This is a genomic window from Paenibacillus sp. 32352 (assembly GCF_002042965.1).
In the GTDB taxonomy this organism is placed as follows: Bacteria; Bacillota; Bacilli; order Paenibacillales; family NBRC-103111; genus Paenibacillus_S; species Paenibacillus_S vulneris.
Window position 1 is genome coordinate 398,878 of the sequence record NZ_MZNT01000004.1, and the last position, 18,982, is coordinate 417,859.

Consider the following 18,982-nt stretch of genomic DNA (forward strand, 5'->3'; position numbering starts at 1 on the left):
CTATCCACCTTCAATCAAATTAACACGTAATACTATTCGCTACAGGTTGCGAATCTCCTGCAAGTCCTGCAAAACTTTTGTCAAAGAATGTAGAAAAAAATGTCGATCCTCGTCGGTAAACGGTTTCGGCCCTTTGGAGTGCTTGCCTCCCCGGCGCTGCTTCGCCTGCTCATGCCTGCGATCCAATAAAAAATCAATCGTCCGGTCATTGTACTGCTGCCCGCGATTCGATAACGCTAGAGCTTTTTTACCCAAAGCTAAAGCAGCCAAACCAAAATCCTGAGTAATCAGAATGTCACCAGGCGAAATTCGGTTCGCTATATACAAATCAACGGATTGATCGGAACGATCGACTTGAACGATCTGCACTCCCTCCATGGGAGCCAGGCGATGATCGAATGAGGCGACCATCATAACTTCGACATTAAACTGCGAGGCGGCTTTGACGATTTCCGACTTAACCGGACATGCATCGGCATCCACAATAATTTTAAACGGCATAGTCAAGTCCCACCGAATTCCTACTGAAGTACCACCGTAATATTATATACGATGAATAAATAAAAAATCCTGCACGATTTCGCGAAAAAATGACTTACCGTCCTTGAAACATATCGATGATCAGGCTCGCCGTTTCTTCCACCGCTTTATTGGAGACATCGATTACGGTACAATCGAGCTTCTTCATAATTTGGTTCGCATATTCGAGCTCCTTATGGATTCGTTCCACATTGGCGTAGGTCGCGTTCTGCGGAAGTCCAAGCATCTTCAACCGCTCCGTGCGAATCATATTGAGCTTCACAGGATCGATGCGGAGGCCGACGATTTTTTTCTTGGAAATGGTAAACAGCTGCTCGGGAGGCTGAATTTCCGGCACAAGCGGAACGTTGGCCACCTTGAACTTTTTGTGCGCAAGATACATGGACAAAGGCGTCTTCGAGGTTCGGGATACCCCGACCAGTACGATATCCGCCTGCAGAACCCCATTGAAATCCCGGCCATCGTCATATTTTACGGCGAATTCGACGGCCTCTACCTTCTTGAAATAATCCTCATCCAACGGGTGAATCATGCCGGGCTGGTGCCGCGATTCCTGCTGAAGCTTTTTTTCCAAAGAACCAATAATCGGCCCCAGCAAATCGATGTAAGGAAGCTGATAGCGGATTGCCTGCTCCACCAAATAATCGCGTAATTCAGGTATAACCAGAGTAAACACAATAATGCCGTCTCTTTGCTTCGCGGTCTGCACCAGCTTATCGATTCCTGCCCTGTTCTCCAAAAACGGTACGATGCGCATATCCACCTGCTGGGGATAAAACTGAACCGTCGCCGCCCGGACTACCGCTTCACCCGTTTCTCCTGCTGAGTCTGAAGCTACATAGATAATAGGATTCGTTTGTTCCGCCACTACTGCACCTGCTTTCTTAAGACAAGCTACTAATAATACGTATGTAAGGTATAAATGTTTCACGTTGCTGCAGTATCAACTTGCTGCATTCGGCTGCGAGGGAAATTCCAGCTATTTCTCCCTTCTAACAAAAAATTCCCGCCGCAAAGTCTAGGAAAGACTTGGCAGGACGAGAAGTCGCCTTTAATGTTAATATATTATATTATCAAACGTAAATAAAAATGTCAAAGCTTAAACACCGTATTTCTCCATCTGTTCAAGAAAATTTCGGGATTTCAGATTGAGGCCGATATGAGTATCATAATAGGTCCTCATCAGCTGCTTCAGCGCTTCTTTGGTTTGGGGCTTTACGTCGATTTCTCCCAAGCGCCGAATATCCATCTGGGCAAACAGCCGCATCAGTCTCCACGTGCCGGAAGTCATCAGCACGGCTTGCGGGTCCTTGCTTCTGCATCGCCCGCATAAGATCCCCCCTAAGCCTGCGCTGAACCGCATCTCTCCCTCCGTCGATCTGCAGGAAACACAGGCGTCCAGCTCGGGCATATAACCGGCCTGCATCCAAATTTTCATTTCATACATAAAGCCGATGATCTGCATATCTTTATCCACTTCCAGACCCGCCAACGCAGCTTTCAGCTGTTCAAACAAAAAAGCGTTAGCTTCCTGATCGGCCATCATCCGATCGGTCAGCTCCGCCATGTAGGACGCATAAGCCGCTTTATGTAAGTCCTCCCGGATTCGATGATGGGAATCCAGGATTTCTGCATGATTCAAGGTTCCTAGCTGGCCGGACCTGAAGAATAAATAATCTCCGCTCGTAAAAAGCTGGGCGACGGAGGCATAGCGGCTTTTTACCTTTTTAGCTCCTCTAACAATGACAGCCACTTTACCCATTTCGCGTGAAAACAAAGTAATGATTTTGTTGCCTTCCCCATAATCCATGCTTCGAATGACAATCCCTTGCACTCTGTACTGCATCGTCCGTCCTTCCCCCAAAGCACCATGTAGACAGCTACTGAATCTCGTCCGTTAATTCTGTAACATCTTCCTCCGGATTTTCTTCAGAAGCGCGCCTCTCACTGTCCATCTCTTTGTAAAGCAGATAAGCATCCACATCACCGGTCATTGAAAAATACTTCCACGAAAAATCTCTCATGTGCGTATCAATCCCCTCTCCTAAGAGCTTTCCAAGGAACGCTTGACGTTGTAATCAAAGACATTAGATGGACTGTTCTTGCCTACAAGATTAGGATGATACGAAATGGCCGGAAGTATCCCAAGTAATAACTGGCATGAAGAGCTTATTCGTTGCGGAAGCCAAGATCGCGCAGAACGCGCTCCTGATTGCGCCAGTCCTTCTTCACCTTCACCCACAGCTCGAGAAAGGTTTTGGAGCCGAGCAGCGCTTCAATGTCCTGCCGCGCCTTTTGACCGACTTCCTTCAACAAAGCGCCCTTTTTCCCGATAATGATCCCCTTTTGCGAATCTCTCTCCACATAAATGACCGCCGAGATATGTACGACGCCGTTCTCCTCCACCTTCATGTCCTCGATGGCCACGGCAATGGAGTGCGGCACTTCCTCCCGGGTCAAATGCAATATTTTCTCCCGGATCAGCTCCGCGCAGACAAACTGCTCCGGATGGTCCGTCACTTGATCGGCCGGATAATATTGAGGGCCTTCCGGCAAATATTTGACTATCTGCTCCAGCAGTGTATTAACGTTATTGCCCTGCTTGGCCGATATCGGCACGATCTCGGCGAAAGGATACAGGTCCTTGTATTCCGTAATGACCGGCAGAAGCTCCTCCGGCTGCACCTGATCGATTTTATTCATAACTAGAATGACAGGCGTTTTGATTCTTTTCAGGTTTTCGATAATAAAGCGGTCTCCTCCGCCGATTCCTTCCACTACATCGATAAGGAAAAGAACGGCGTCGACTTCGCTAAGCGAGCTCTCCGCTATTTTCATCATATAATCGCCCAGCTTGGATTGCGGCTTGTGAATGCCGGGAGTATCCAAGAATACAATTTGCGAATCATTGGTCGTGTACACACCATGAATTTTATTTCTGGTTGTTTGCGGCTTGTCAGACATGATGGCGATCTTCTGCCCTATAACCTGGTTCATCAAGGTCGATTTTCCTACGTTAGGGCGGCCGATAATGGCTACAAAGCCGGATTTAAACGCTTTTTTGCTGGATGCTGATGTCATTCGATTAAGTTCCTCCATTAAGATCATTCATTGTAAATGCCCCGGGCAGCAGCTGGGCAACGGTCGTTTCTTGAATCTCTCCGCGCAGGTTAGCCATATAGACTGGCATATCGGGAGGGCAAAGCTCGATGAGAACTTGACGGCATACGCCGCAAGGAGTAATAGGTCCAGGCGTATCTCCTATAACCGCTATGGCCTGGAAGGAACGCGGCGCCTCTCCATCGGCTATGGCGCGGAACAATGCAGTTCTTTCCGCACAGTTCGTCGGGCCGTAGGCCGCATTCTCCACATTGCAGCCCAGATGCACCCGTCCCTGCTGATCCAGCAGTGCGCTGCCGACTTTGAAATGCGAATAGGGCACATAGGCTTTCTCCATAGCCTGCTTCGCCAAGGCTACCAAAGCTTGTTGATCCATAGTTATCATCCCCGTCCGAGAAATGGAATGTTATATATTCATCAAATAGTAAGCAAGAGCAGACACAAACCCTCCGATAACAGCTCCCAGCAGCAGCGAAGCAAAGCCTCTGCCGCGCTTATCGTATAATACCATCATAACCACAATAGCCAGTAAATACGCCAGAAGCGCTATAAAAGTAACGTTGGTATAACAGGTAATAAAGGTTGCAATGGCGAAAGCGACCGCCGACAACAGACTAGGTTGGACCCAGCTCCCTCTGCGTGAAAATCTTGTTTCCACAACAATAACCGTCAGCATGACCAGACAAAGCAAAATCCATATGGAGCCAGCCGATAATGCATGCCCCTCTACGTTCTTGGCTTCGCGGAACAACCGGTCGATCGGCTCGTAAAAAACGACCATGCCTACAATAGCGGCAAAAGCCGCAGACACCAGTACGGAGGCTGCGGCCACATCCTTGGCTATTTTGGCCAGCGGATGACGGTCCGGCATGGCAAGATCGACCGTTTTTTCTATTGCCGTATTAATAAGCTCCGTAACGATCATCAGCGTCACGGCCAACAGCAGAAACAAAATTTCCAGCTTATGCAGATGGAAGAACAAGGCCATCAGCAGCACGACGAAAGCGGCAAAAAAATGAAACTTCATATTACGCTGCGTAGATAAGGCATATTTCACTCCTTCATACGCGAACCGAAAGCTTCTATGCCACTTCACCTTCGGTCTCACCGGACAAGACCCGCCTGCTGTAAAATGTGCTCCTGCTTTCCAAACATCACTTTCTCTTCTTCCTCGCTTTGATGGTCATAACCTATGAGGTGAAGGAAGCCATGGACGAATAAAAATCCAAGCTCCCGTTCTACGGAATGACCGTATTCCTCGCTTTGCGCGATGGCTCTTGGCACGGAAATGATGATGTCGCCAAGCGGTTCCTCGAATTCCTCTTCGTCGTCTTCTGCCGAATCGTTTTCTTCATCGAGCCGTTTGACGTCCTCAAGATCGCTCTCCGAGAAATCCTCTTCATCGAATATGATCTCGATCTCATCGTCGCCCATTTCCTGCATGGCGAAGGAAAGCACATCCGTCGGCTTGTCAAGATTGCGATACTCTTTATTCAAACGCTGAATTTCTGCATCATCGACGAAGGTTAAAGCTACCTCTCCGTCCGTCACATTCTCGGATTGGCCTGCAAGCACCAATAGCTCGCGAAGCTTCGCAATCAGCTCATCCGAGATAGCGAATTCCTCTTGCTCGTTGTTCCATTCCAATCGCAGACTCATACGTCTAGCTCCTTTTCACCTGCTTAGCCTCTTCATTCTGATTCGTCCCCGGAAGATCGCTCGGGTATTCAATTCTCGAATGAAAGATGCCAAGCAGCGTTTCGTTCAAAGTTTTGGCTACTTGATCCAGCTCTTTTATCGTCAAATCGCATTCGTTAAATTGACCGTCGTCCAAACGGTTTTTAATGATTTTGCGGACCATGCTGTCAATTTGCTCCAGGGTCGGGTTGCGGAGCGACCGCACCGCCGCCTCCAGTGAATCCGCAATCCCTACGATAGCGGCTTCCTTGGATTGAGCTTTCGGTCCGGGATACCGGAAATCCTCTTCTTCCACCGGCTTAGGATCGTTACTCGCCTCTGCGAGCTTCTTGGCCTTGTGATAGAAATATTGCAGCAGCGTTGTTCCATGATGCTGTTCGGCAATGTCCCGAATCGGCTTGGGAATGTTGTACTCCTTCAACATCTCCACCCCGTCCCTGGCGTGGGCGACGATGATGGATTTACTTAATGCCGGATCCATCTTGTCATGCGGATTTTCCATATGGTTCTGGTTCTCAATAAAGTAATTCGGGCGCTTGGTCTTGCCGATATCATGATAGTAAGCGCCGACTCTGCACAAGAGTCCGTCCGCTCCGATGGATACGGCAGCCGCTTCGGCCAGATTGCCGACCATAATGCTGTGATGGTAGGTCCCCGGCGTCTCCGTCAGCAGCTTGCGCAGCAGCGGATGATTCGGGTTCGACAGCTCCACCAGCTTAAGTGGTGACAAGATGCCGAATGCAGCCTCGAAGAACGGCAGCAGCCCGATGACGAATACGGCTGTGAGCAAGCCGCCGCCTACGACGAACGAAAGGGCGAACAGCATGCCCTTCTTTGTCTCATGATCGTCGATCAACAGAAGGGAGCCAATAAGCGCTATTCCAAGCAGCGAGACGATCATGCCCGCTTTCAGGACGGATGCCCTTTGGCTTGCCCGCTGGATAGAGAAGATCGCCGCGAACGAGGTAGCGAGCGTCAGTAACCCGTACCGGAAATCAAACGGCTGGAGATGGTCCGTGTTAAAGATCACACTCGCCATAACGCTGAATACAACGGTTGCAACAAATGCCAGGTTCACATCCAGCAAAATCGTAATCAGCATAGCTCCCATAGCCGTAGGAGCAAGAAACCCGATGTACGGATAATCCAAATTTTGAACAAGGGAAAACAGCTTCATTCCCAAAATATTAATAAGAAAAATAAGAACAAGCATCAGCAGCTGGACATTATTATGACTTACGGCCAACGTACTCTGTTTGACGAACATAAAGATTACGAGACCGAACAGCACGACCAGCAGCAGCAGTCCTATTTTGGGCCAGTAGCTGGACTCGTCCTTCAGCATTTCTAGGCTGCTCAGCCGTTGATAGATTTCCTCGGTAATCACGGCGCCCTTTTTGACAAGGACCTCGTTTTTATTAATGAACACCGGTTTCACATTATCACGCGCATGGCCTTTGGCTTCATCAGTTCCCTTTTGATCAAAAAACTTGTTTGGGGTAATGGAAGCCCGGACGAGCTCCAGCACCATCTCCCTCGATGTGCTTTTGGTCAGGGTTGACGTGTTCACCAGCTCGGCGACTTTCGCTCTTGCGGTCTGCGCGTCCATAATCTGATCGTTCATCAGCCTGGTTGCAATATCTTTGGCCACCGGCTCCATGGCCGTAAGATCTTCCTTGGACACGCGAGGCATCTTGTAATACGTCTCTTCGGGAATGCGATACTGCTGCTCGCGTATTATTTTGCGCATTTCCTGAAGCAGCATCTCATTATACTGGCCGCTGTCCATATAGGTTTTGATCTGTTTTTCCACGTGATCGTCGATAAGATTCGGGATCACCGTTTTGAAAATATTGACTTTATCTCCGAGCGTAACTTCGGTATCGGCATTAATCTGCTGCAGCTTCTCGAATATCGCTTCCATCAGAATTTCGTTCTTCAGTCCGACGATGCGGTACACGGGCTGTACCTTTTGCGCCGCATCCTCCTTAGCCTGCTCGGTTGCAATAGCATTCTCAATGGCCCGGGGGGCCAGAATATCCTTTTCCGCCGTAGATCCTACTTGAATGTCGTACGTTTGCGGGATCAATTTCCCCATTAAAGCCATATAAAACATGACCGTTAGCACTAAAAACAGAAGAAAGCGCACAAGGGCGCTGTATTTCCAGCCGGCAAGCTTGTAATGGAACTTGCCCTGGATTGAAACCTGGTTCTTCATCTCGAAAGGTCATCCCTTTCACAGCTCTCCCACTATGGTTTTCATGAAACGAGCTATTTTTCTTTATCCTCTTGGTAAGCAACAATAATCCTCTGAACCAATGAGTGTCTGACGACATCCGCTTCGGCAAACTCGATAAATCCGATTTCCTCGATCTGTCTTAAAATGCGGTGCGCTTCCACCAAACCGGACGACTTCCCTCTTGGCAGGTCGATCTGGGTTACATCCCCTGTAATGACCATCTTCGAGCCAAACCCGAGACGGGTCAAAAACATCTTCATCTGCTCGGGAGTCGTATTCTGCGCTTCGTCCAAAATAATAAAGGAATCATCCAGCGTTCTGCCGCGCATATAGGCGAGCGGAGCGATTTCAATAAGCCCTCTTTCGAGCGACTTAATCACCTGCTCAGGGCCCAGCACGTCATTAAGAGCATCATACAATGGACGTAAGTAAGGGTCAACCTTTTCTTGCAGATCCCCCGGCAAAAAACCAAGGCTTTCGCCGGCTTCTACCGCAGGACGCGTTAGAACAATTCGTTTGACCTTGCCTTCCTTCAACGCCGAAACGGCCAGCACGACGGCAATATAGGTTTTTCCTGTACCCGCAGGTCCGATTCCGAAGACAATATCCTTTTGCTTAATGGTCGATACATACTGCTTCTGCCCAATCGTTTTGACACGGATCGGTTTTCCTTTGTGCGTTGTAGCTATTTCTCCCTTGAACAGATCCAGCAGCTGGTCCGCTTTCATCTGCTTGGACAGCTCCAGCGCATAATGAATATCCCGTTCGCTTAAGATGTAATTATTGCGAACTAGCTCAAGCAGCACTTCAAACAGCTGCTGCAGCGATTCCGTTTCGGCTGCCGGCCCCTGGATAACGATTTCTTCCTCGCGCGATTGAATTCTGGCATCGGTTTGCTGCTCGATCAGATGCAGAAACTTGTCCTGCGGACCAAACAAAGCCAATCCCTCCGCCGTGTTTTTCAGTGATACTTTCACAATACGTGCATTGTCGATCAACAGGCCTCTTCTCCTTCAAGCGAACACGTTATGGAATAATAGGTTGCTCTTGAGTGATAGATTCTTCTACTTCCAAATGTACTTCCATATAAACTTTACCATTCTCCGTCTTTTCATGCAAAATTTTTTCATTGACGACCTTGGCATCCGGTCCGGCCGACGCCAAAATTTCCTTCTTTGCCTCTTCGATCCCCAGTGCCCTGGCAACCTGCGGATCCAATGATTTCTCCATCACATGGACCTGCATGACCTTCTCATTCAGCCAGCCGATCGGCAAATTGTACGTTCCGATTTGCAGCGTTTTTCTCTCCGGAATCGTTTCAAATTGCTCGAACCCCGTCTTTCCGTATCCTGTCAGCTGCAGCGCGCGATTGCCGAAGACCAGATAGGAACGCTCCTTGACCTCTCCGGTATATACTTTATACTGCTGAACCAAAGGAACCTCCACCTTGGGCGAATACCATACCAATCCCCTGACCTCCCCGGATGCCACCACAGTCTGGCGGTTGACCTCGTCCCCCAAAATACCGGATATGAGGATGTCCCCTTTTTTCACATACGTATTCGTCTTGACCAGCGGCCTCCCTTTTTCCGCCAATATGTAAGTCACCATCCCGCTTTTGGATGCGACCAAATGTCTAGGATTAAGCAGCGGCTGCTTATCGGGCACCGTGGCCTCGACCACTTTGATAATAATATGTGTGCCATGGACCTCCACTCCGACCCATGCGGTTCCTGGCAGCTTGCTTTGCATCGCTCTTGACATGACATCGGGGTTTTTCAGTCTGTATTTCCATTGCAGCTTGTAAATGCCTTGCTCCTTGGCTGCTTCAAGCACCTGCTGCGTACTGATCAGCTCATTGCCTTCCACCCGGACCTGCCAGATGACAGAGGACAGCATGTACAACCCGATGACGAAACCGATGATGCCAATGGCAAATATTTTTCTTTTCTCTAGTTTGTCCAACAAAAAAGGAAGGCCATGCCTCGTGCGGACATGCACCCGGCAGCCTGTCTCCTTCAAGAGCGGACGAAGTCGGAAATAATCCTTCACAACGATAAACATCTCGGCATGTGTCTCGTCCACTATCCGGATGTCCCAAACCGACATCTTCTTTTCAGACAAAGCATTGATCAGCCTTTCAAGCTGTCCGCCCCTGATTTCAATCAGCACATAACCGCGCAGCGATAAGAGAAAAGATGATTTCACTGTCAGACACCTCTTTACGGGATAAATTTGACGTCTTCTATAACCCCTTCAATAAAGACTTCCTCGGTTAAAATAGCCCGGATCACCAGCTGCTTACCGCGAACCTCCAGGCTTCCTTTGTTCAGCGCCAATCGCATCAGCTCGTTGGAAAAATGCAAGACGCCCCGGTGATTTTCTATATAGAGCTGCATGTTGCCAATAAGAGTCATTCGGGGAAGATCCAGAACAAGGTCCTGGGGAAGGTCCAGCAGCTTGGCGGTGATTTGGTTGAATTTACGAGTCAGACTGCGCATACGATTCCCCCTCAGAGTTGTGATCCTTTTGCATTGCGGCTCTATTTACCGCCCTTATATAAGCACAGGCTATTTACACCATATGCTGGAAATCAGCAGATTATGAAGAGAGGCGGAACTTTTAAGGAGATATCCTTTCGCTTTCCTAGGATCGGCGGCATATCCTTTCGGAGCATAACAGCTGCCCATACAAAAAAAGCACCGCTCCAACTTCGGGTTGGAAAACGGTGCTTCGGATCTTATTTTATTACTTACGGAACGGCTTCTTGGCTCTGGGAGGGCCAAGAATTTCAGCCCAGATGATCCCTTGAGCCAACTGTTCTGCTGACGGCTGGCCCGGTGTTATAGGCTTTTCGGATGTAAAAGGCTGCCGGGAGGACCGGTTGGCGGATCCGGACGCTGTCTTCCTGCTATGTTCCAGAGGAGAGTTATTCCAGTAATCCGTCGTTTCCGGGCCTTCAGAGGCCGCAGGAGCCGGTTTCGGCTGTTCCTGGAGCTGTGGATTCACAGGTCTCCCAGATGGTTCAGAACGCGGTTTAACGTCTTTATTTTGTGTGACCGTTTGCTTTCTCGTTCTCCCCCATCCGGTGCCAGCGGCCCCTCCTCCGGCAAACGGAGGCATTCCTTGCTTCGGAGCGGCCGGTTTGTCGGGATCATTCTGCGTTTTGGACTTGAACATCTTGCCGATATTGCTCAAAACAATAAAAGCAATGACCACTAAAAACCAGTTGTTGAGAATGAGCTGGATGAGCTTCATGTAAGCACGCTCCTTTGGCGGTTCATACCGGAGGCGTTATTCCCGGTCATCTTGCTTGCCGCCGTCATTCATTTTTCCCAAGGAGGAGCGCATTTGCGTATCGGCGTCGATATTCTTCAAATTCATATAATCCATTACGCCCATCTGTCCGCTGCGAAGCGCCTCCGCCATCGCCAGCGGCACTTGCGATTCGGATTCAACCACCTTGGCTTTCATTTCAACGACCTTAGCCTTCATCTCCTGCTCGTGAGCAACAGCCATTGCACGGCGCTCCTCCGCTTTCGCCTGGGCGATTCGCTTGTCTGCCTCCGCCTGTTCGGTTTGCAGATGGGCACCGATATTTTTACCGACGTCCACATCGGCAATATCAATGGACAATATTTCAAAAGCCGTACCGGCATCAAGTCCCTTGCCCAGTACCGTTCTCGAAATCAGATCCGGATTCTCAAGCACGTCTTTATGGGAATTCGACGAACCTACGGTCGTTACAATTCCTTCGCCGACACGGGCGATGATCGTTTCCTCCCCGGCGCCCCCGACCAGGCGATCGATGTTCGCGCGCACGGTAACTCTTGCAATAACTTTGACTTCAATCCCGTCCTTGGCTACGGCAGACACCGTAGGCGTTTCGATGACTCGAGGGTTAACGCTCATTTGAACCGCTTGAAGCACGTCACGGCCGGCCAAATCGATAGCTGCCGCGCGTTCGAACTCGAGGTGAATATTGGCACGATGGGCCGCAATTAATGCATTGACAACCCGGTCTACGTTACCTCCAGCAAGGAAGTGGCTTTCCAGCTGATTGATCGTGACGTCAATTCCCGCCTTGGTCGCCTTGATCATTGGATTTACGATACGGCTTGGTATTACGCGGCGAAGGCGCATAGCCACAAGGGTAATAATCCCGATGCGCACGCCGGATGCTAACGCGGAAATCCATAGCATGATCGGAAAAAAGCTTAAAAACACGGACAGCGCTATAATAATTATCGCTGCTATTAACAATACGAAAACGATAGAGTTCATGTTTGAACCTCCTCAGAGTTTTTTGCGCCAGCAAAAAACTGGCTTCGTAAGCAGTTGCTTAGAGTTTTTTTGCGCCAGCAAAAAAACTGGCTTCGCAAGCTTTCGCTTTGTTTTTGCGCCAGCAACTGGCTTTGACACAGGGAACTTCGTTAGTGCAGGACTTCATTAACCTCCCGAACCACTACCCGGGATCCTTCTACTTGGACGATGACGATCTGCTTATTCAGCGGGATGAACTCCCCGGAAGTCACGACATCGACGCGTTCATCTCCGACATAAATCGTACCCGACGGACGAAGGGGCGTGATAGAAGTGCCGGTTTTGCCCAGCAGATCCGTACGTTCTACCGTCGGTGTATAGCCTTTCTCCTTGGTCAGTTCCTCCCGCAGGATAAAACGATTCCATACTCCCCTATGCTTAAAGATTCGGACGACAATCGCTACAACAATAACGGCAAGAACAAAGGCTACGGATAAATGAAGCGCAGCCTGCTTGGTATTGTAGGCAGCCATGACGACGCCGCTGAATAGACAGGCGATGCCGAGTATCCCCAAAATCCCGAAGCTGGATACGAAGATCTCAATGATCAGGAGCACCACCCCGATGATGAAGAGAGCGATATCCTCCACCCCCGCAAATCCGACAATATAATGTCCGAAGAAATAAAGACCAAATCCAAGAAGCCCAATAATTCCTGGCAATCCAAACCCGGGAACGAACAGCTCGATGGCTACGCCTGCAATTCCGATAAACAGCAGCAAAATGGATATGCTAGGCTGCGTTAAAAAGCGCGAGAACGATTCCGCTGCAGTAGGCTCCAAATGCAGAACCGGATGGTCGGCAGCTCCGATAAACCGGATAACCTCATCCAAATTATTGCCTATGCTTTCCGCATACCCTACCTTCAGCGCTTCGTCAGCGGTCAACGAAACGAGCTGCCCCTTGGGTACCGTCCGGTTGATCGCTTTCATTTCAACTCCGGCATTTTTATCCACCATCGCTTCGGCAATCTGCGGATCACGCCCTCTTAGTTCCGCTGCGGAACGCATCTGGCTTGCCCAATGGGCGATCACTTTTACATTGCCGACCTCCGCTCCGGAAGCATCCACAACAGCCGCCGCACCCATCGTGCTGCCTGGCTCCATGACGATTTTGCTTGCATTTAAGGCAATGTAGCTGCCAGCAGATACAGCCCTTCCATGAACATAGGCTATTGTCGGCACCTTGCTGTTGCGAATCATCTCCCCAATATCCTCAGCGGAATCTACCCTGCCTCCCAGCGTATCAATATCGAGAATAATGAACATGGCCCGCGAGTCTTCAGCTTCTTTCATAGCCCGCTCAAGAAACTTTTGCAGACCGGTCTCAATCGTCTGATGTACCGGAATGACTGCGACCGGGGCAGACTTTGCAACCGATGACGAACCAGAAGCCGGATTGCTGTCAACGGCGAATGCAGTTCCCAATGGCAGCAGCAAGAGAAACGCCAAGAGCAGCAGCAAACAGGATCTTGCCAGCCATGATCCAGGCTTAGCGTTCAACATCTGAATGACCTCCTTCAACCATTTTCCAAATCACATACATTCCTTACGTAAAGCATAGCCGATTCGATTCAAACTTGCAAAATTTTCCTCACTTTTTCCAGCTGCAATTCCCAAAAAGAAAAAGACACCCCTGTAACAGGAGTGTCTCTCGTCATACTATGATAATAGTTGTTGAACGGCTTGATTGACAATCTTGCCATCAGCCCGTCCTTTCACCTTAGGCATTAAAGCACCCATGACTTTTCCCATATCCGCTTTAGAAGAAGCACCCACTTCTTGGATGGTCTGCTGTACAATGGCTTTTACTTCTTCCTCAGATAACTGTTGCGGTAAGTACTCCATCAGAATTTCTATCTCTGCCTTAACGGTTTCGGCCAAATCATCACGACCGGCCTTTTCAAATTCTTGGAGGGAATCTTTGCGCTGTTTGATCTCGCGACTCAGAACATCAAGTACTTCCTGGTCATCTAAGGTTTTACGCTGATCTATCTCAATATTCTTGATAGCTGCACGAACCATACGGATTACGGTTAGTTTGAACTTGTCCTGGCTCTTCATCGCAAGCTTCATATCTTCGTTTAATCTATCGCTTAAGCTCATCGATTAAGCCTCCTAGAACTTTCTCTTACGAGCAGCCTCTGATTTCTTCTTGCGTTTCACACTTGGCTTCTCATAATGCTTGCGTTTTTTAACCTCCGCTAGTACGCCATCTTTTGCGATGGAGCGCTTAAAGCGGCGAAGTGCAGCATCTATAGTTTCATTTTTGCGAACTCGAGTTTCTGACACCAGTTTTCCCTCCCTCCGAACAGACCGTCCAAGACGAAAAAAGCGTTCATCAAATTTCATTATATGGTATACATAAACTAGGTGTCAACCTAAGGAATAAGATTCTTTACTTAGCGTTGAGCGGGCCTAATTTTTCACCTGCAAGCAGGTGATAATGAATATGAAAAACAACTTGTCCTCCGTCCTTGCCGCAGTTATTAATGAGACGATAACCGCTATCCGCCACACCTTCCTGCTTGGCAATTTCTTGGGCGGCACGATGAATTTCTCCGATCAAACCCCAGTCGCCGGGTTCAACATCGTTCATGGTTGCGATGTGTTTCTTGGGTATAATCAAGATATGTACCGGAGCAGCAGGCTGAATATCGTGAAATGCCACGACATGCTCGTTTTCATACACCTTTTTGGAAGGAATCGTTCCCTCTACAATTTTACAAAAAATACATTCCATGACGGGTTGTCCTCCCAGCTACTTAAACTATGACCGTTTCATTTTTACCTATAATACTATACCTAATTTTCAGCAAAAAAGAAACTCTGCATACAAAGAATTTGCAAAGTTTCTTGAAGATTTTGGACAGCAGCTCTTTAAAGCGGCTGTAAGACTCGTTATGCCGGATTCGAACCCAGCGGATTGGGGTCCTCTCCCCTCTTGCGGCCGAGACGAACGGCCTGATACAGGATAAAGGCAAGAACCAGCATCTGCGGAGCTGCTGTCTCCCATGTCGGATATACCCCAAGCCAGCCCCAGGATGGAATAAAACCTGGCACATGCGAGGAGAGTTTCCCCGCCACTTGAAGAGAGTGAATGCTTTCCCCGAGAAATTTGATAACTAGATAATAAATCAAAAAGGTAGCTGCCAGTAAGAATGCACGGACCGGAAGCTTTATGCTGCCCTTTACAATGATATAGCCAAGAATAGCTAACAGCAGAATGGCCCCTGCAATGCCCGCAAGCAGCTGTACAGGTTGGATGGCCGGAGCCATGCCGATGTAAAAGATGGTCGTTTCGGCTCCCTCACGAAGTATCGATAGGCAGGATACAACGAATAAAGACCACAGATTGCCGGTCGCCAGCGCAACACCGACCTGCTTCTCAATGTAACGGTTCCACGCATGGACCTGCGACTTTTTATGCAGCCAGACGCCGACCGTCAGCATTAACAGGACAGAAACGAGTCCGGTAATGCCCTCCAGCATTTCGCGTGTGCTGCCAGCTGCGACATTAGCGATCATGTAGTTTAGCAGAATTGCCAAGCCGCCGCTTAGCAGTAACCCTGCCGCCGCTCCGCACCAAATCCATTTTTGCTTGGCGGCATTGCCCGTTTTATGAAGAAAAGCTGCCAGGGCCGCAAGCACTAATAAAGCTTCGACGCCTTCACGAAGCAAAACGAGTCCGGCATCCCAGGCTGAATAACTGGTTTGCACGGCAAATGGCGAAAGCTCCTGCTGCATCGTTTGAATGATGGAGCCGGCTTCTGCTATCTGCGGCGGATTGGACAGCAGCCTGCTCAAAGCCTCCGTCATTTCATTCTCTACCTTAGTATACAGTTCAGGTGCTTTGGTTCGAACGGCGCCTTCAACAGACGGCCATAAAGTAATGAAGCTCTGCATTTGTGCGGCCGCTTCCGTCGCATTACCCGAGCTGATGCCAGCTGCAGCCTTATTCAGGATCACCAATCCGTCCGCGACGCTCTGTTTGCCCGATGCCGGCGAAGATACGGATAAGGAACCGTTGACGTAGTCGTTGACAGTTTGAATTAAATCTTGAATGCCTGCCGCTGCAGCATCAGATCTTGGAGGATCTGCTTGCACGGCAACTCTGGCCATCGTTGTTTTTGTTTCGATCTGACCGTATATTTGGTCATTGTCCGCACGGATCGCATTTTCCGCTTTGGCCCATAGGCTGGTGAATTGCTTGAAGCTGCTTTGCGCTTTAGCCCAGTCATTATGGCCGATTTCAGTCAAGCATTGCTGAAGGATGGGCAGTAAGGTCTTCGCCGCTTTCTTGCCATCGCCTTTATCCGCCGTCTTTTCCAGATCGGCTACATAGCCCCCCGTCGCTTTAGCCAGCTTGGATACTGCAGGGTATACAGCATCCGGCTTGTTCGCCGCATCCTTTAGAGCTTGCTTCGCTTCTGTCAGTGCAGAAGCTACATTATCGTATAGAGCTGACTTGGGAGCCTGAAGCTGCTTCCACTGTTCTTCAAAAAGGTCCAATTCCTTGGCTGCTTCCCCCCATTGCCGATCTCCGGATTCCACCAGCGCTCCGCCTACAAGAGGCATCAGCTTCTCAAGAGCCGCGTCCGACTCAGCTGCCCATCCTTTCCCGGCAAACGGAACGAAAAGAAGGACGGCGATCATTAACCAACCGACCCACTTCTTCCTATTGACTTGTCTTTGCCTCATTAGTTCTCCGTCCTCTCAAGCGGTATTCCATTACTGTTCATAATAAACCTTCTCCAATATACCCTCCTTGACGGACGCCCGGAAAACAGGCGAACGAAGCGCTTCCCATATGAAAAATATACTCATTGAGTGCATCATTCTTGGCCAAACGCTGCTGAATCGGAATAAATTGTTTCCGCGGATCACGATTGAAGCAAATAAAAAAGAGCCCTGCATCCAATTGACCTGTCTGTTTGTCGATGCCGCTGGAGTAAGAATAGGAACGCCGTAATATTTTTTCTTTATTTTCGCCATGAGCTAGCCGTATGTGAGCATTTGCGGGAATTACAGGCTTTCCGTCCGCGTTTTTAGCATCCAGCTGCAGGGGATCAAATTCGTTGCTCTGGCCCAGAGGAGCCCCGCTGCTCCGATAACGTCCGAACGTAGCTTCTTGATCGCTAAGGGTAGAACGATCCCAAACCTCGATACGCATACGAATACGCCGCACCGCCATATAAGTGCCATTTTGCATCCAAGATGGTCCATCGGACGATTGCACCCAGACCAGATCATTCATCAGCTTGCTATCCCGTACGTCCGGATTTCCCGTCCCGTCTTTAAAGCCTAGGAGATTTCTTGGGGTTTCTTGGATATTGGTCGCCGTCGCCGACCGCTGAAACCCTTCCTGCGTCCATCTCAGCACAGCCGTCCCGCGAGCTATACGGGCTAAATTGCGAATAGCGTGAAATGCCACCTGCATGTCATCCGCACAGACTTGAACGCCAATGTCACCGCCGCACCACTCTTCGCGTAATCGTTCGCCCGCAAATTTCGGGAAATCCACGAACGCTTCCGGACGTTTTGATGCCAATCCGAATCTTTCGTCGAACATCGAAGGCCCCACGCCAAAAGTAATCGTCAGCTGATTGGCATTCAGCCCAACCGCTTCCCCCGTATCTTCGGGAGGAAGACTCGGCTGGTCATTATGAGAGCCGACCATTCGTCCCTCTGCCATATTTGCCGAAGCCTCGGTCCAAGCCCGAAACAGCTTCGTTACTTCGGAGGCCTGTTTGGTTGTTAAATCGAAGGCGGCAAAGCAAAGGAAATTTTGTGCAGGAGTTAAGATCCCCGCTTGGTATTGATCATAAAAAGGGATGGTGGACTGACTTCTGTCCGTAGCTGCGGAAGCTGATTTGGAAGCCTTCCCGGTTCCGGTTAGCAAGCCTCCGACACCAACGCCGACGGAACCGAGCAGCAGTCCGATTCCTCCCGCTCCCGCCATTTTAAGAATATCCCTCCGGCTTACCGTTGACTTACTGTCGGGTAAATGTTCCTGATCCTGCTTCGTCATGTCATCCATCGGGCTACGCTCCCAACAATTTGCCCATATTGGAAAGCGGCTCAGCCAAGGCATCAATAGATTGGCTCAGCTTCTTAACTTCGTCGGGCTTAAGCTCGGTATACAATATATAACCGTTATCCTTTTTGTACGGGACAAGCAGAGATGTTAGCTCTTTAAACCGGTCATCGATGGTTTTAGCTAAGGCCGCATCTTTTTTCTGAAGCTCCGGCTTCAAGATTTCAAATATTTTACTAGCGCCTTCCACATTCGCTGCAAAGTCATACAAGTCCGTATGGGAATAACGTTCTTCCTCTCCGGTTACTTTGGTTGCCGATACCTCATTAAGCAGCTCTACTGCCCCGGTAACCAGCATATTGGCGTCGATTTCCACCGTTTCTACCTTTGCTCTTAACAGCTTGCTGTTTTTGAGCAGCTCGTCGGCGGCTTCCTCTTGACCTTTGGTCGTCTTGTCCTGCCACAGTGCTTTTTCAAGCTTGTGGAATCCTTTCCATTCCTTCGGGTCTACGTCATCCTCGCGGGCATCAATATCCGGGTCAAGATCACCCAACGCCTCGGCAATCGGCTCGATTCTCTCATAGTACATCCGTGCAGGTGCATACAGCGCCTGGCTTTTCGCCAAATCTCCGGCTTTCACCGCAGCGACAAAATCGCCGGTTTGCTTGACGAATAAATCGCACTGCTCGATCACAAATTTGCGGTACTGTTCCACCTCAGACTTCAACGCTGCACTGTCTGAAGCAGGAGCTGCTTGGTTAGACGTATTGTTAGCTGCTGGCGCCGGGGAAGGCTGCACACTCGCTTTATTAGCTCCGCATCCGATAAATACTAAGGTAGAGGAGAGGAGAATTGCTGAAACAACATTACGGGTCATCATTATAATAGGACATCTCCTTATATCGTTTATGAAAAACAATAGATATTGATAATCATTCTCAAATAAATTATCACAGTTCATCCTGTTTTTCAATTGTTTTTTGATGTACATAAAGACTCCCTTCCACAGCGCAAACTAAAAGTTCA

Annotated in this window: 21 protein-coding genes; all 21 read right to left on the bottom strand. The window is 49.3% G+C overall.

Annotated elements, in window-relative coordinates; all coding sequences use genetic code 11:
* Positions 1 to 39 precede the first annotated feature (39 nt).
* Complete coding sequence (locus B1728_RS12505; protein ID WP_079910534.1) at positions 40 to 501, bottom strand: YaiI/YqxD family protein; 462 nt, start codon at positions 499 to 501, stop codon at positions 40 to 42.
* 94 nt (positions 502 to 595) lie between these two features.
* Positions 596 to 1,408, bottom strand: coding sequence for a pyruvate, water dikinase regulatory protein (locus B1728_RS12510; RefSeq protein WP_079910535.1), 813 nt, complete (start codon positions 1,406 to 1,408; stop codon positions 596 to 598).
* A gap of 231 nt (positions 1,409 to 1,639) precedes the next feature.
* On the bottom strand, positions 1,640 to 2,386 hold the full coding sequence (gene recO / locus B1728_RS12515; RefSeq protein WP_079910536.1) for a DNA repair protein RecO: 747 nt from the start codon (positions 2,384 to 2,386) through the stop codon (positions 1,640 to 1,642).
* Positions 2,387 to 2,420: 34 nt separating this feature from the next.
* Positions 2,421 to 2,564 carry a YqzL family protein gene (locus B1728_RS12520; protein ID WP_079910537.1) on the bottom strand — a complete coding sequence of 48 codons (144 nt, stop codon included), beginning with the start codon at positions 2,562 to 2,564 and terminating at the stop codon, positions 2,421 to 2,423.
* A 145-nt stretch (positions 2,565 to 2,709) separates the two neighbouring features.
* Positions 2,710 to 3,621, bottom strand: a complete 912-nt coding sequence (gene era, locus B1728_RS12525; RefSeq protein WP_079910538.1) for a GTPase Era — start codon at positions 3,619 to 3,621, stop codon at positions 2,710 to 2,712.
* 4 nt (positions 3,622 to 3,625) lie between these two features.
* Positions 3,626 to 4,036: a cytidine deaminase gene (gene cdd, locus B1728_RS12530; protein ID WP_079910539.1), complete on the bottom strand. Its 411-nt coding sequence runs from the start codon at positions 4,034 to 4,036 to the stop codon at positions 3,626 to 3,628.
* A 30-nt stretch (positions 4,037 to 4,066) separates the two neighbouring features.
* Positions 4,067 to 4,768: a diacylglycerol kinase gene (locus B1728_RS12535; RefSeq protein ID WP_079910540.1), complete on the bottom strand. Its 702-nt coding sequence runs from the start codon at positions 4,766 to 4,768 to the stop codon at positions 4,067 to 4,069.
* Positions 4,765 to 5,319: an rRNA maturation RNase YbeY gene (gene ybeY, locus B1728_RS12540; protein ID WP_079910541.1), complete on the bottom strand. Its 555-nt coding sequence runs from the start codon at positions 5,317 to 5,319 to the stop codon at positions 4,765 to 4,767. The genes B1728_RS12535 and ybeY overlap by 4 nt, the downstream gene beginning before the upstream one ends.
* 4 nt (positions 5,320 to 5,323) lie before the next feature.
* A complete protein-coding gene (locus tag B1728_RS12545) occupies positions 5,324 to 7,576 on the bottom strand; it encodes an HD family phosphohydrolase (RefSeq protein WP_079910542.1) in 2,253 nt (750 codons plus the stop codon).
* Positions 7,577 to 7,629: 53 nt separating this feature from the next.
* Positions 7,630 to 8,592, bottom strand: a complete 963-nt coding sequence (locus B1728_RS12550; RefSeq protein WP_377739581.1) for a PhoH family protein — start codon at positions 8,590 to 8,592, stop codon at positions 7,630 to 7,632.
* A gap of 31 nt (positions 8,593 to 8,623) precedes the next feature.
* On the bottom strand, positions 8,624 to 9,805 hold the full coding sequence (gene yqfD / locus B1728_RS12555; protein ID WP_079910544.1) for a sporulation protein YqfD: 1,182 nt from the start codon (positions 9,803 to 9,805) through the stop codon (positions 8,624 to 8,626).
* Positions 9,806 to 9,819: 14 nt separating this feature from the next.
* On the bottom strand, positions 9,820 to 10,098 hold the full coding sequence (gene yqfC, locus B1728_RS12560) for a sporulation protein YqfC (RefSeq protein ID WP_079910545.1): 279 nt from the start codon (positions 10,096 to 10,098) through the stop codon (positions 9,820 to 9,822).
* Between the two features lie 247 nt (positions 10,099 to 10,345).
* A complete protein-coding gene (locus B1728_RS12565) occupies positions 10,346 to 10,855 on the bottom strand; it encodes a hypothetical protein (RefSeq protein ID WP_079910546.1) in 510 nt (169 codons plus the stop codon).
* Positions 10,856 to 10,891: 36 nt separating this feature from the next.
* Positions 10,892 to 11,881, bottom strand: coding sequence for a flotillin-like protein FloA (gene floA / locus B1728_RS12570; RefSeq protein ID WP_079910547.1), 990 nt, complete (start codon positions 11,879 to 11,881; stop codon positions 10,892 to 10,894).
* 149 nt (positions 11,882 to 12,030) lie between these two features.
* On the bottom strand, positions 12,031 to 13,425 hold the full coding sequence (locus B1728_RS12575; protein WP_079910548.1) for an NfeD family protein: 1,395 nt from the start codon (positions 13,423 to 13,425) through the stop codon (positions 12,031 to 12,033).
* Positions 13,426 to 13,581: 156 nt separating this feature from the next.
* A complete protein-coding gene (locus tag B1728_RS12580; protein ID WP_079910549.1) occupies positions 13,582 to 14,025 on the bottom strand; it encodes a GatB/YqeY domain-containing protein in 444 nt (147 codons plus the stop codon).
* A gap of 12 nt (positions 14,026 to 14,037) precedes the next feature.
* On the bottom strand, positions 14,038 to 14,211 hold the full coding sequence (gene rpsU, locus B1728_RS12585; RefSeq protein ID WP_010491812.1) for a 30S ribosomal protein S21: 174 nt from the start codon (positions 14,209 to 14,211) through the stop codon (positions 14,038 to 14,040).
* A 106-nt stretch (positions 14,212 to 14,317) separates the two neighbouring features.
* The gene (locus B1728_RS12590; protein ID WP_079910550.1) at positions 14,318 to 14,662 is read right to left on the bottom strand and encodes a histidine triad nucleotide-binding protein; all 345 of its coding nucleotides are present in this window, start codon (positions 14,660 to 14,662) and stop codon (positions 14,318 to 14,320) included.
* A gap of 158 nt (positions 14,663 to 14,820) precedes the next feature.
* Positions 14,821 to 16,620: an FTR1 family iron permease gene (locus B1728_RS12595; protein ID WP_079910551.1), complete on the bottom strand. Its 1,800-nt coding sequence runs from the start codon at positions 16,618 to 16,620 to the stop codon at positions 14,821 to 14,823.
* Between the two features lie 37 nt (positions 16,621 to 16,657).
* Entirely contained in the window at positions 16,658 to 17,959 is a 1,302-nt protein-coding gene (gene efeB, locus B1728_RS12600) for an iron uptake transporter deferrochelatase/peroxidase subunit (protein WP_079910552.1), read from the bottom strand.
* Positions 17,960 to 17,963: 4 nt separating this feature from the next.
* Entirely contained in the window at positions 17,964 to 18,836 is an 873-nt protein-coding gene (gene efeO / locus B1728_RS12605) for an iron uptake system protein EfeO (RefSeq protein ID WP_079910553.1), read from the bottom strand.
* Between the last annotated feature and the right edge of the window lie 146 nt (positions 18,837 to 18,982).